The organism is Nostoc sp. 2RC (assembly GCF_014222165.1).
Lineage (GTDB): Bacteria > Cyanobacteriota > Cyanobacteriia > Cyanobacteriales > Nostocaceae > Nostoc > Nostoc linckia.
The window spans coordinates 1-14,397 of the sequence record NZ_JACKZU010000022.1 but is presented as its reverse complement, the minus strand read 5'-3'; the positions used below and the strand labels follow the sequence as shown (position 1 = coordinate 14,397).

The window sequence follows — 14,397 nt, the reverse complement described above, 5'->3', positions numbered from 1 at the left end:
CCCTTGTCTTTTTCCGACTTCTCCTAGAAGTCTATACTTTACCCCTTAGCCCTTAACCTTTTCTCAGACGAGAACGGAAGATTAGACTGTTGACAGTCAACGGTCAACAGTTAACGGTCAACAATTACCAGAAGTAGTTATGCTTTATTTAGCGTGCATTAGCTGACTATGACTCTCTTAAAACATAGCCGACACCCCGCACTGTTTGTATGAGGCGCTTTTGGCCTTCATCTTCAATTTTGAGACGCAAGTAGCGAATATAAACTTCAATAACATTTGATTCACCTAGAAAATCATAACCCCAAACATTTTCTAGAATTTGTTCGCGGGTTAAGACCTCACGGGGATGTTCCATTAGGAATTTTAAAAGTTCAAATTCCTTCATTGTCAAATCAATTGGCCGCCCGTTGTGTATGGCACGGCGAGTTGCTATATCTAAAATTAAATCTCCGAAGCGTAATTGCTCCGTGGTATCCACATCGGGTTTTAAGTAGAGGCGAATTAACTTCAAAAAGTCTTCTGAACGGTAAGGCTTGAGGATGTAATCATCAGCTCCAGCTTCTAGACAAGCTACACGATCGTCAACTGTATCCCTTGCCATTAAAATCAACACAGGCGATCGCACACCAATGCTTCTGAGATTTTTACACAATGAGAGTCCTGATTCTCCTGCTAGCATTCGGTCTAAAACAATTAAAGCAGGCTGGCGATCGCGACAGTGTTGTAGCCCGCTAGTTGCATCATGAGCCAAAATTGATTCATAGCCGGCTTCTAACAAATCGCAAGCAAGCTGATTTGCTAGATTTTCATCGGTTTCAATCACCACAACACAGGGACTTTGAGCAACTGTCATAAGAATTTGGGATATGGGCATGGGGCATGGGGCACGGGGCATGGAGAAGATGAGGGAGGCAGGGAAACAGGGAGCAGGGAGCAGGGAGCAGGGGAGATGATCTTCCCCTCTACCCCATGCCCCTTTGCCTCTTACCCATGCTCTATGCCCTATGCCCTATGCCCCATCCCCATACCCTATGTCCCATGATTATGGTAATTCTACAGAAGTTGGTTTGGCGATATGTGGCAAACCCCAGCCTAATTTTTCTCGTAAAATTCGGAAAAACTCTGGTGGTTGTAGGCGAATAAATCGGACACTATATTGCGATCGCTCTATATGTACTCGATCCTCTGGTAATACATAGCAACCCCCATTCCCATCCACTACCATCACCAGCCGAGGAATATTGACTGGGTAAATATTGACCGATTCTGTGTCTGGAAATACTAATGCTCTAGAAGCTAAAGAATGGGGGCAAATAGGTACTAGCTGTAGAGCAGGTACGCCAGGAGTCACTACTGGGCCGCCAGCACTCAATGAGTAAGCTGTGGAACCAGTTGGTGTAGAAACAATCACGCCATCCGCAGCAATATCTACTGGCGCATGACGCCCGATGGCAATTTCAAAATGGCACATGGAGGTTAAGGGTTCCCGATGCAGCACCATTTCATTCAAGCACAGAGCTTCCCACAGTACTGAATCTCCACGAAACACTTTGACAGTGAGCATGGCTCGTTCTTCAATTTCATACTCACCCGCCATCACCTGTTCCAGTGCTTGGGGTAATTGATTGAGGAAAATTTCTGTCAAAAATCCCATGTGACCGGTATTTACTGTTAACAGTGGAATACCACAGGGGGCTACCTGGCGAGATGCTGCTAAAACAGTACCATCTCCTCCTAACACCACCGCAAATTTCATATCTGAGTCAAAACCGGGGGGGGTTAGACCGTCTAGGGGGGTGTGGCGTACTGGACTATCAGGGGTAGAGTTGCCCAATATGCCACCGATACTCGATGTGACACACACATTCCAACCGGCTGCGGTTAGCTTGTCTTTCAACTCGATAGCGACACGACCCGCTACCGGTTTAACGTCGTTGTAGATAATGCCTGCTTTCGGCACACTCAAATATCCAAGTTTAGGCAATGCTCTGTATTATGTAATCGTTACACATTTTTGACAATCTAGTCATTAATTTAGCTAAATCTGGGAAAAGAGTGCGCTGTACCGCAAGCGGTCAGCGCCGGATAGTTCGCTGTTAAATGTCTAGATTCCAAAGTCTAATGACTATTGGCTATTGGCTTTTGAAGATTGTTTAAAAGGAGTTTTTTTAGATTTCTGCTTTTTAGTCTTATTTTTTTCGTAGTCTAACTCTTTAAGCTTCTTCATAATTCTGCTGAAGTACTCTTGCAGATAACTTTCTAGAGTTGTGGTTTGTTCTCGGTCTAAACCAAATACTCTGTACACTTCATCCATTGGAGCATTTAATTGTTTACCGCTAGCCAAGACTTCTGTAAATGCCAGCCTGTCTGCTACGTTCCATCCCCATTGAAAGAAGCGCATAAAACCGCGCACAGCACGCAGTAAATTTAAGGGCATCCGTGTCACCCTGGCTTCTTTTCCAGATAAGCGTTCGCACAAGCTAATGATTTCTTCTGCGCTCCATGCACGAGTACCTACTACGGGAAAAGCTTGGTTTTCTGTTTCTGGCACACTCAAAGCGCGGATGGCAAATTTAGCAATGTCTTGGGTATCCATGTAAGCAATGGGAGAAGATTCACCAGTTACCCAAACTGGTTGTCCTTCCAAAATGGGAATTCCGTATTGACCAATTAACCCTTGCATAAAACCAGCTAGCCGCAAAATGGTGTAATTTAAGCCAGACTCAGCCAAGAACAGTTCTGTACATCGCTTAATTTCCATCAGCGGCACTTCTGGGTATTTATCAGCATCTAAAATCGAAAAGAATATAAAACGCTCTACACCCGCTGCCTTTGCAGCTTGAATTAATGCTACTTTACCGTCCCAGTCCACTTGTTTGATACTTAGTGAATCTGTAGGGCGGGATGTCGAAGCATCAATTACTTGGGTTACTCCTTCTAAGGCTGTTTCTATGGTGTCTGGGTAACGCAAACTTCCCGATACCAGTTCCGCACCCCATTCTTTCAAAAAAGCTGCTTTTTTACTACTGCGGACTAGACAGCGCACTTTATATCCCTCATCGATAGCACGACGAGCCACTTGTCTTCCTAAGGTGCCAGTGGCACCGACGATTAATAATGTCATGAGGGTTGTAATATATCTTAATGTTTTATGAAAAGAATCTTATCAGAATAATTAAATGTAAACAAAAATTTACATTTTTTTCAGAAAATCCATTGAATTTGAGAGATTCATGAGAAAACGGCTGTCCGGTTGGCAGACAAGCTTTTTTGTGAGTTAGGGGTGGAAAAGTGAATGGGGAGTGGGGGAGATGAAGGGACAAGGGAACAAGGAGAACAATTGTTAACTCTTGTAGAGACAAGGATTAATGGCGTCTACTCCTAACTTTGAGCGTCAACAAGAGCCAGTGCGTTGGACGGATTTCCCGGCTGCAAGCAACTTGGCTCTCAAGTGTCAACTATTCTTCTCCGCCTTGAATTTTTAGTAACAACGCGCCTAAGCCCCAGCCGATGAAGATTAAACCGAAGGACAATAGAGCTGCATTCAAAATTTCGGCGCCCATTAGTGTGATTCTCCTTAATATAAGTTGGCCTGTGTAAAGTGGGTCTACCAGAAGCTTTTCGATAGTTTCTGCGATATTAGACCTGTGTAAATAATTTTAAACTAGTTTAGCAGGTAATCCCTACTGGTTTTGGAGGCAATCTCTACTGTGGAGGGGGGATGAGGGAGATCGGGGGGATCGGATGGATGAGGGAGAATTGGATGATAATTATGAGAAAATTTTATGTATCAAAATCATCAAGGTAATTTAGAAAATTTTGGCAAAGAAAATCCTCCGCGTTTAGCGTTAACTTTGGGAGATCCAGCAGGAATTGGGCCTGAGGTGATTTTGAAAGCTTTAGCAGACCCGACAATCAGTCAAAAATATGACATTACTGTAGTGGGTAACCGAGATTTACTGGCACAGACTTATGAAAGGCTAAATTTAACTCAAAATTTAGTACCTTTGGTTAATCCAGAGCTGTTGTCAGTAATCGATGTACAGTTAAACGAGGAAATTAATGGTGAAATTATTCCAGGAATAGGTAATGCTGCTAGTGGTGCGGCTAGTTTTGCTTATATGGAATATGCCATCGCCCAAACACTGGCGGGTAAATTTGATGGTATCGTCACTGGGCCCATCGCTAAGTCTGCTTGGAAAGCCGCAGGCTACGATTACCCAGGACAAACAGAACTGCTGGCTCAGAAGTCTGGCGTTAAGCGCTTTGGGATGTTATTTGTGGCGCGATCGCCCCATACTAATTGGACACTCCGTGCTTTACTTGCTACCACACATATTCCTCTGTGTCAAGTGCCTGAAACATTGACACCCCAGTTGTTGACAGAGAAACTGGATTTGTTAGTGGAGTGTTTAAACCAAGACTTTGGCATTGAGAAAGCGAGAATTGCGATCGCAGGTTTAAATCCCCATAGTGGAGAACAGGGACAATTGGGACGTGAAGAACAAGATTGGTTAATTCCCTGGTTGGAGCAAGAACGGCAAAACAGACCGCAATTACAATTAGACGGGCTGATACCACCTGATACTATGTGGGTTAAGCCTGGTCAAGCTTGGTACGGAAATTCTCACCTTTCAAATCCTGCTGATGCCTACTTGGCACTTTACCACGACCAAGGCTTAATTCCCGTGAAATTGATGGCGTTCGACCGAGCAGTTAATACTTCTATTGGTCTGCCTTTTGTGCGGACTTCACCAGATCATGGAACAGCATTTGATATTGCGGGTAAAGGAATTGCTGATGCTACGAGTATGAAGGCGGCCATAGATTTAGCGGCTGAGTTAGTTAGTCAAAGGTTGGCGGTAAAACTATGAATTATTTCATGATTTATAAATAGACTTTTCCAGATAATCATGGAAGTGCAACCAAGAGAAATTAGGAATTACTTGACAGTAGACGGTAAAAATGTTTTTGATGAGTGGCTTGATTCTCTGCGAGATAGAAGAGCAAAAGCTAAAAAAAGAACCAGACTCGATGGAGTTGAAGATGGTAATTTAGGTGATTATAAGTCAGTTGGAGAAGGTGTTTGCGAATTAAGAATCGATTATGGCCCAGGCTACCGCATATACTTTGGACAAGAAGGGATAACAGTTATTATTCTTTTATGTGGTGGAGATAAAAGCACTCAGGAACAAGATATTGTGAAAGCTCATGAATATTGGAAAGACTATAGGAGCCGAGATAATGCCTAGAAGTTAAGCTATCACGAAGGACTAATTAAGCATTTACAAGACCCACTAGAAGCAGCATCTTATATAGAAGTAGTTCTAGAAGAGGGCGACCCTAAAATGTTAGTAAAAGCGCTCACAAATATCGTTGAAGCACAGGGTGGAATCGATCGGTTTCCAGCGCAAGTTAAGCAATGCTATGAGCAACTTTACTTGATGTTATCTGAGGAAGGAAAAATTGAATTTTATTGCCTGAGTAAATTACTGGATGCATTGGGATTACAGCTAGCAGTAACAGTGAAGTTAGTATGACTGTCTGAGGCTTTCGCGCACACAAAATTACCGAGTCAGTTTGGTATTAACGTCCCAAATTAACCCAAGTTATATAGTACAGCCTCAGTAAAAATATTTAGTTATTCATGTGTCACGCTCAGGTTTTGAGCCATTATGACGAATCTAGGTAAAACTTTTAGGCTCTAGGATTAAATCTACAGCAGCACTTAAGTCTTTAACAATTAAGTCGGGGTGGTAAAGTTCTAATTGAGTGCGATCGCGAATGCCACATTCCACTGCAATGGCTTTAATATCGTGTTTTTTGGCTGCGGTGATGTCGGCTTCTGTATCTCCCACCATCCAGGTATCAGCAGCAGCAGGTAGTTCTTCTATTGCTCTGGCCATCAACAAAGGTTTATCTTCAATGTCACGGGTTTTAACGTAGTCGTTACTCAGGCAATAACAACGATTTTCGGGGAAAAATCTGTCTAAATCATATTTTTTGAAGGCATAATCTAGTTCCTTGACTCGGCGCATAGTCATAACAGCCAAATCAATTCCGGCTTGTTGAATCTTTAACAATGCATCCACAGCGCCCGGTGCAAGGGTGTCATACTCGAAGTAAGGTTGTGTATGTACTGTTTGTCGCCGCAACTGAGCGAATTCTTGTGCTTGGGCTTCATCTAGACCAGAATTTAAGGCGATTTGTTTTTCTGGAACGCGGTTGCGCTTTAACTCCCAAAACTCTGCTTTGGGAAGTTCTTTTACTGCTTGGTCTGGGCGACGAGTTTTTTCCAAGCAAAATTGATAAACTCGGTAGTAGCGTTCGGAAACATCGATAATTGGGCCGTCAAAGTCAGTAATTAGTCTTAGCATTGCTACACAATATTAATTTTTATTAAAATTATCTCAGTTATGTGGTTGTTTTGCGATCGCTAATCTGCACTGTTGAATTTAACTAAGTGTTTTTTGTAAAAACTTTTTTAGAAAGTATCGGCGATGACCTGGAGGAAAATCTTCCAACTCTCCAAATACTTCATAACCCAAGTGCTGATAAAATCCAGGAGCTTGGAAACTGTAAGTGAAAACATAAGCGTGTAAACAACCACGATTAACAGCCTCTTGTTCTGCGGTAAAAAGTAGTACTTTTCCATATCCATCACCTCTTAACTCTTGTGCAACCCAGAGAGTACTGATGTGGAACCATCCCAAGCCAATAAAACCCTCCAAGCCGCCGACTACGTTTTTCTGAGAATCACGAAGTAGTAAAAACAATGGCGTATATTGATAATCGCCAATCTTGTCTACATTGAATTCGTGAAGTTGCTTGTCAATAAACTCAACTTCTTTAGAGTATGGCTGACTTGCAATTGATATTTTATACTCAAGCATTTGAATGTTTATTTAATAGTGTGAATAAGTGCGAAGAATTATAAAACCAATTTGGTTCATTTGTGTTGTCCTTACACCCCTGATGCTTCCTTGTTTTTAGCAGCGATTTTTAAGCATCTTTAACTATAGTGACAGTTGGAAAAAATACAACTAAGATGTAAGCGGTCATATCTTCGGCTGTATCAGCTAACTGGTATTGACTAAATACATAGATAACGAATGAGTAGTTGGCTAGCAGCTGTCAAAGTTGAAGACTGTTTTGGAATCTTCACACAGTAGCAATCTACGGGTATTCCTCGTCCTTGTGTAATTGGTATTCGCCGCAAAAATTCTACTAGCAGGTTTATCTAATGTTTGGAGAACAGGAGACGTTGCAGTGCAACGTCTCTACATTGATTTGGGTTTTATATATCAGGTCTACCAATGAATAGTTTGAAATATTTGGGTTGCGTTACTTTGTTTGGGGTTTTGGCTTGTGCGTCAACAGCGATCGCTCAAACAATACCAGAACCAGAACCGATATTTTCACCCCGCTTGGGAGTACGCTACACCACTGAGGGTGGAGGATATGAATCATTTAGCACTTTTGAGGGGTTTTTGCCTGTTTTACAAACTCCTGGGAATAGTTTGACTTTTTTACAAGGCAGGATTTTATTAGACAATGATTCTAATTTAGCTAGCAATATATTGTTAGGACATCGATTTTTTAGTGCCAAAGATAATCGGATTATTGGTGGCTATATCTCTTATTCTACTCGCGACACAGGTAGAAGTAATTTTGAGCGATTAGGGTTAGGTTTTGAAGCTTTAGGTAGTTGGGATTTTCGTTTTAATGCTTATCTGCCTTTGAATTCTTCAGAAAAACAAATTGACCAAAGAAATCTACCATTGTTTCAAGGTAATTCATTAATTATAGAGCGATCGCGCTTTTTAGAAGTGGCGCTGTCTGGTGTAGATGCAGAAGTGGGTACGCGTTTGACAAAAATTGGTAGCGGCGATTTGCGGGGCTATGCAGGTGTATACTACTATTCTGGCGGTCAATCAAGGGAAGCTTTTGGTTGGAAAACGAGAATTGAAGCTCGTCCGAATGATTATTTAGGTTTGAGTCTTTCTCTGCAAAATGATGACTTATTTGATACTAGGCTGGTTTTTAGTATTGGTGCGAATTTCCCTGGTAGTGGTAGTAGAAGAAGCAAGCCCAAGAAAGATAGTGTTTTAGCACGGATGGCAACAACGGTAGAAAACCAAGCTAATATTTTAGTTGCTGTTGAAAACAGAACTGATAGTTTTGCTGCAAGCATTGAATCAGGAAATCAAGGTTCTACAAATAATATTGATACTTCTACAAATAATAATACTAGCGATCGCTCCATCATTATTCATGTAGCTCCTGGTGGTACTGGTAATGGTACTTTTGAAGCTCCTTTTGGCACAATTGCTGATGCTTTGGCGGTGGCTAAAGCAGACAATGTTATTTATGTTCGTTCTAATTCAACCACTGTTTTTCCGCCATTTACTATTCCCGATGGTGTTCGAGTGTTCTCTAATGGCCCTCTACAAGTAGTTAATGTCAAAGATTTGGGAATTGTCACCCTACCTTTATCTGGTAGTGGGATAAATCCAACAATTACGGGTATGGTTCCCACTGGAAATGGATTAATTACACTGGGGAATAATACTGTGATTTCGGGATTTAATCTTCAAATTCCTGGGACTGATGATGCCAGAGGTGTGAAGGGAACTAATATTAGTAATGTGAGAATTTTAGATAATCAAATAACCAATGCATTTAGCGGAGGTATTTATTTAGAAAATGTCATAGGTACAGTAGAAATTGCCAGAAATACTATTATTGATACCCGCAGTCCTACAATTGACACTAGTTTAGAAAGTGGGGTTTTTGTCTGGAATTACCAGGGGATTACAGATTTAACAATTAGCGATAACCGCATCATTACTAACTTTGATGTTGATACTAATTATAGAGTAAATGGAATTGAAGTTAATCTCTGTCGTGATGTTGATGTAGCGTTTATCAATAAAACCTGTAGTAGCAACGCCAGTATTACAGCTAATATCCTGAATAACCAGATTATTTACAATGGTCAAGTTAATGGTGGTTCTGGTGCAGATGGTATCAAGTTGAACTTAGGTAACTTTGGTCAAGGTATGTTTTTAATAAGTGGAAATACCTTGACTAACATTATTGATGAAGGAATTTCAATTACTGCCATTGCTAATTCTGAAGCTAATTTTACCATTATCAACAACATCATTAGTAATGTTGGTGATAGTAGTATCAAAGTTGATTTATTAAAGCCAGAAGCTACAAATATAGCAGCGAATTTGTTTAATAATAGTATTACAAACTTCACAATTACAGAAAATACTTTAGATACCTCTGATAATAATGGAATTGACTTTGCAGTGGGAGATAAAGCAGATGTAACTGTGACTATTGCTAATAATATTATCCAAAATATTGGCAGTGGTGATAGTGGCGATCGCGCTATTCAATTACAAGCAATAGATAATGCGATCGCTCGTCCTACAATTAATGGTAATACTATCAATAATGTCTCTGGAGATGGCATACACCTAATTCAAGTTGTTTCTCCCACAATTACTGATAACGGCATTAACAATACTGGCAATGGGGGTATTGTAGTAGAAACTGCTAGCGGTGCTACAAATATTAATAATAATACCTTAATTGATAGCAAACAAGCAAGCATTAAGTTATCAGAAATCGCAGGTACGGCAAATATTAGTCAGAACAATATCAACGGTAGTAACAATAGCAGTGGTATTGACTTTACCAATACTACAGGTGATGTCAATTTAACAATTATCAACAATGAATTGACAGAAAATTTTAAAGATATTGCCATCAGTATAGCGGGTACTGCTTCAGGAACCTTAGAAATTAATAACAATACCATAACTAATAATGGCACGGCTGTAGATGTGAAATTATCAGATAGTGCTAATTTAAGTAGTATAACTATCAACAACAATCAAATTGCTGGAGTTGATGCAGATATCACATCTAATGGTATCAATTTCCAAACTTTTAATAATGTTATTGCTGATAATGTAACTGTCTCAGGTAATGCTATCAACACCATAACCAATGGGGATGGAATTAATCTTCAACTTAATGGAAATAGTCGTGCTGGCTTGACAATTTTTAATAATACAATTAGCAATATCAGAGATACTGATACCGGAGATTTAAATTTAGCTGATGGTATCAATCTAGAAATTTTTGATAATGTCAATTCTACAGTTAGTGTTAGTAGTAATAATCTTTCTGACATAGCTGGACGCGGTATTCATGCTGGTAACTTTAGCACTACAACTACTTTGAATGTCAGTATTGCAGAAAATCAAATTTTAAATACTACTGCTGAAGGTATTAAATTAGATAATTTGCAAGGCAATTTAGAAGTGATAAACAACATTATCGAAAATCCCCAAGCTGTAGCAATTAAATTAAGTGGTGCTGAAACAGCAAAAATTACTGATAATGCTATCACCAATGCAGGTAGTCAAGGTATCCAGGTGGAAAATTCCCACGGTACTCTCAATATAGAAGACAATACAATTACTGATGCGAATCAAGACAGTATTGCTTTATTTGAAGTCACAGGTACAGTTACCATCAATCGAAATATTATTAACGGTTTGAATAACAGTTTTGGTATCTTTACCCAAAATTCTACAGATAGCGTGAATTTAACAATTAGTGATAATAATTTGTCAGAAAACTCCAATGATATTAGTGTTAATTTGTCTGGTAGTGCATCCGGTACAGTAGACATTAATAATAATATTATTTCTAATATTGGTAGTGGTGTAGATGTTCAATTAACAGGCAATGCTAATTTAAGCAGTATAAATATTAATAACAATCAAATCACTGGAGTAAACACAAGTACGATTTCAAATGGTATCAACTTCCAAGCTGCTGATGATGTTGTTGCTAACAATATTAGTGTTTCTGGGAATACTATCAACGACATAAATAATAAAGATGGCATGAATTTCCAAGTTAGGAATAATTCTCAGACAATCTTGACAATATCTGAGAATACAATTATCAATATCCGAGATTTTAACCCAGGAGACTCGAATTTTGTTAATGGTATTAAACTAGAATTTTTTAATGATAACGTTACTAGCAGTGCTAACATCTCTAACAATGTTCTGTCACTAATTGATGGAAACGGTGTTAATACAACTAACAATGGCAATGATACCATCAACTCAGTAGATGTCACAATTACCGGAAATCAATTTAGTGATATTGGCAATTATTTTATTTTCCTTGACAACATTTCAGATTTTCAATACTCCCCATAATCAGAGTCATGTTTAGCTCAAAGAGTCTGTAGAATAGCTTTATACTAATACACTTGCGTAAGTCCTGCATAATTAGGTTGGGTAAGACACTCACTCCACAAAAATTACAGCAGTTTTCATCTATTTGAACCACGTCTGTGGTAGGTATGGCCCCTACAGGATGGTGTATTTACCTGAAAATTGCTGTAATTTCTCGTTTAGCATACGTGAGTCCTAACCAAGTTGAAAGCAAATAAAAGCCCTCTGATGGTACAGAGGGCTTTTGGCAGATATGGTTAGCTAAGGGAGCAAAAATAACAGAACTAATGCAAACACTTGGTAAATTAATGTAGATGCAATAGGTTGCTATATAAATAAATAGTATCAGATGACTATCAGATAGGATACTCATATACATCATACATGCAACGCCTTAATTACTACTAATGTTAGCTTCAGCTAAAACTCTTGAAAAATAATATTTACTCAGGGTTTCAATAAACCTCAATTTCACTGGAATTTTCCAGTTATGCAAAGAATATTTAAAATTTTTAGCAAAAACTTCATTGAATCTTTTTATCTTTATTAAGAGTATTTTCAATTTGAATGTATATCTAATATAAAATATTACATAAAGATTTTAATCACCATATAAATATACTTATCCATATACGAGCTTCAATAAATTTCTCTTGAAAAATACAATTATTTTCTGACTAATTCCAACTTTAATATAATTAAACATACTCGTTTTTAATTCATTTTGAAGTTAATTTAACAGGTAGTTTTAAATAAAAAATAACTTAAATTGTAGTAATATATTAAAATAAATTAACAAAATTAAATGTTGTTATCTTCACTTAAAATTTTAATGGAAATGAAAAATCTATTTTCACAAAACAGGCTTTTTTTTCAATCTTTGATACGCTTTTTAATAATTATTTTATTAGTAATAGGTGTGTTTTTCCGCTTTGTGAATCTTGATAAAAAGATTTACTGGAGTGATGAAGTTGTATCATCATTACGCATATCTGGATATACGGAGTCAGAACTTGAAAACAAATTACGTAATGGTAATTTAATTAATAAAGAAGAACTAAATAAATACCAATATCCTAATCCAGAAAAAACTACGATTGATGTCATGAAAGGCATAGTTATAGAAGACGCACATATTTTACCATTACACGTTTTGCTGACTAGATTTTGGGTGAAGTTATTTGGTAATTCTATAGCAGTAACAAGAAGTTTTTCGGCCTTTATTAGTTTGTTAACATTTCCTTGTATATATTGGCTATGTCAAGAATTATTTAGATCTTCGCTAACGGGGTGGATAGCGATGGCGTTGGTAGCTGTTTCACCTGCTCATGTCATATATGCACAAGAAGCACGAGCTTATAGTTTATGGATGGTAGTTATTTTAATATCAAGCGCAGCGCTACTGCGAGCGATGCGTTTGAAAACCAAGGTTAGTTGGTGCATTTATGCAGCAACATTATCACTATCATTTTATAGTCATATATTTTTTGGTTTTATTGCTGTTGCACAGGCAATTTATGTAGCGATAATTGAACGCTTTCGATTGAGTAAAACTTCAATTTATTACCTGTTAGCATCCTTTGTAGGGTTTATAACTTTTGTACCTTGGATTTGGATTATAGTTACAAATAGTCACTCAGATGCAGTATATTGGGCGAATGTAAAACAAACTTTATTTGATTCAGCTTCAAGATGGGCTGGAATTATTAGTCGTGTGGTTCTTGATTTAGGTGTTAGTCCTAGTGACTCTAAGGAACTTAAATTTGCCTTGATTCCTTTTATCGGCATTATTTTAGTTCTAATTATTTATTCAATTTATGTTCTTTGCCGAAGAACTAATAAAAGAGTATGGTTATTTGTTTTAACATTAATTGGATCTGTGGGTCTTCCCTTAGTAATTTTAGACTTTGTGTTTCACAAGCGATATGGTACTAGTCGATATACACTTCCCTGTATTTTAGGTATACAGTTAAGTATTGCTTATTTATTAGCCAATAAAATCAGGTTTAACTATAAAAAAGCTTTTCAAAAAAAGTTTTGGTCATTGGCAAGTTTGTTGATAATTATTAGTGGCATCATATCTTGCGGAATCAGTTCTCAATCTCAAATGTGGTGGAACAAATTTCCGGAAAAATATGAAGAATATCCACAGGTGGCGAACATAGTTTCTCAATATCAAAAAGCACTTTTAATTAGTGATGCCAAAATAGTTCCAGAAATACAAATACTCAGTCACTTAGTTTTGCCAAACGTACAGTTTAAAATCGTTGATTCAAATAAATTACCCGAAATTCCTAGTGAATTTAATGACATATTTTTGTTCCAGCCTTCTGATTTTTTAAAATCTGGAATTGAGAAAACTTATAACTTAAAGTTACAACAGATAAACAAACTTCTCTGGAAAATAATTAAATTCAATTAGAAACTTGCAAGTAGAAAATATTTCATTGCTATGTTGACTGTTAACTGTGAACCGTCAACAGTCAATGCTTCAAGTGCAATAATTTATTTTTTGGAGTTCTTTGAAACTTAATAAGTGAAACACATACTTACATGATTCTTAGCAAGTTCCAACAGGTACAGCAAAGCTGAAACAGTGGTTAGTTAGCTTAACCACCGTAAGTTTGAATCCTGGCTAAACCGAGTGAAATTTCTTCTTTCATATCAACCTTTTTGACTGATACTGGATAATGCCAAGTTTTCTCGTAACCTTGAGTATTAACTCCTTTCATACGAATTGATATGCTTGTACCAGGCGCTACTGGCTCTGCAAAAACTACCGTAGCTTTGGTAGCATTCATAGAAACCGTCGTAGGAATTTTTTGACTTAATTTATTTTGGACTTCAATTCCTTTATCAATATTTACTCCTTTTGGTAAATGAATCGTTAATTCTGAAATCGCTTTACCTTGGACATGAACATCAAACTTATGAGTAGCATCCAGTGTATCAGCATTGTTAGGAATAGCAGCACTATTTCCTATATGTGAAAATTTAGCATCATTTGGATTTTTTGCCCAAACTGTAGAAACTGAAGATGCAATAACTAAGGTATAAAAAACCGTATAAATCATGTTTTTCATCAGAATTCTCCTTGTTTAATCAGTTAATTATCTCTATT

General features: G+C 37.9%; 12 protein-coding genes. 5 read left to right on the top strand and 7 right to left on the bottom strand.

Annotation, left to right across the window (positions count from 1 at the left end):
* Positions 1-166: 166 nt before the first annotated feature.
* From nblR to GNE10_RS04510, 4 genes are all read right to left on the bottom strand, one after another.
* Positions 167-853: a response regulator transcription factor NblR gene (gene nblR / locus GNE10_RS04525; protein ID WP_099068719.1), complete on the bottom strand. Its 687-nt coding sequence runs from the start codon at positions 851-853 to the stop codon at positions 167-169.
* Between the two features lie 189 nt (positions 854-1,042).
* Positions 1,043-1,960: an NAD(+) kinase gene (locus GNE10_RS04520; RefSeq protein ID WP_185563849.1), complete on the bottom strand. Its 918-nt coding sequence runs from the start codon at positions 1,958-1,960 to the stop codon at positions 1,043-1,045.
* A gap of 165 nt (positions 1,961-2,125) precedes the next feature.
* Positions 2,126-3,124: an SDR family oxidoreductase gene (locus tag GNE10_RS04515; RefSeq protein WP_185563848.1), complete on the bottom strand. Its 999-nt coding sequence runs from the start codon at positions 3,122-3,124 to the stop codon at positions 2,126-2,128.
* A gap of 334 nt (positions 3,125-3,458) precedes the next feature.
* A complete protein-coding gene (locus GNE10_RS04510) occupies positions 3,459-3,563 on the bottom strand; it encodes a PetM family cytochrome b6-f complex subunit 7 (protein ID WP_185563847.1) in 105 nt (34 codons plus the stop codon).
* Positions 3,564-3,785: 222 nt separating this feature from the next.
* Here GNE10_RS04510 and pdxA point away from each other — a divergent pair, with 222 nt between their 5' ends.
* From pdxA to GNE10_RS04495, 3 genes are read left to right on the top strand one after another with little or no spacing between them, the layout of a single operon-like run.
* On the top strand, positions 3,786-4,874 hold the full coding sequence (gene pdxA / locus GNE10_RS04505; RefSeq protein WP_185563846.1) for a 4-hydroxythreonine-4-phosphate dehydrogenase PdxA: 1,089 nt from the start codon (positions 3,786-3,788) through the stop codon (positions 4,872-4,874).
* Between the two features lie 39 nt (positions 4,875-4,913).
* Positions 4,914-5,252, top strand: a complete 339-nt coding sequence (locus GNE10_RS04500; protein ID WP_185563845.1) for a type II toxin-antitoxin system RelE/ParE family toxin — start codon at positions 4,914-4,916, stop codon at positions 5,250-5,252.
* 24 nt (positions 5,253-5,276) lie between these two features.
* The gene (locus tag GNE10_RS04495) at positions 5,277-5,540 is read left to right on the top strand and encodes a hypothetical protein (protein WP_185563867.1); all 264 of its coding nucleotides are present in this window, start codon (positions 5,277-5,279) and stop codon (positions 5,538-5,540) included.
* A gap of 144 nt (positions 5,541-5,684) precedes the next feature.
* On the opposite strand, the gene GNE10_RS04490 is transcribed toward GNE10_RS04495, so the two are convergent.
* Positions 5,685-6,377: an HAD family hydrolase gene (locus GNE10_RS04490; RefSeq protein ID WP_185563844.1), complete on the bottom strand. Its 693-nt coding sequence runs from the start codon at positions 6,375-6,377 to the stop codon at positions 5,685-5,687.
* 78 nt (positions 6,378-6,455) lie between these two features.
* Positions 6,456-6,893, bottom strand: coding sequence for a GNAT family N-acetyltransferase (locus GNE10_RS04485; RefSeq protein ID WP_185563843.1), 438 nt, complete (start codon positions 6,891-6,893; stop codon positions 6,456-6,458).
* 423 nt (positions 6,894-7,316) lie between these two features.
* On the opposite strand from GNE10_RS04485, the gene GNE10_RS04480 reads away from it, so the two are divergent.
* Positions 7,317-11,258, top strand: coding sequence for a right-handed parallel beta-helix repeat-containing protein (locus GNE10_RS04480; protein ID WP_185563842.1), 3,942 nt, complete (start codon positions 7,317-7,319; stop codon positions 11,256-11,258).
* 823 nt (positions 11,259-12,081) lie between these two features.
* Positions 12,082-13,698 (top strand): glycosyltransferase family 39 protein, encoded by a 1,617-nt coding sequence (locus GNE10_RS04475; RefSeq protein WP_185563841.1) that lies wholly within the window; start codon positions 12,082-12,084, stop codon positions 13,696-13,698.
* A gap of 187 nt (positions 13,699-13,885) precedes the next feature.
* On the opposite strand, the gene GNE10_RS04470 is transcribed toward GNE10_RS04475, so the two are convergent.
* Positions 13,886-14,359: a DUF2808 domain-containing protein gene (locus tag GNE10_RS04470; RefSeq protein ID WP_185563840.1), complete on the bottom strand. Its 474-nt coding sequence runs from the start codon at positions 14,357-14,359 to the stop codon at positions 13,886-13,888.
* Positions 14,360-14,397: the final 38 nt, after the last annotated feature.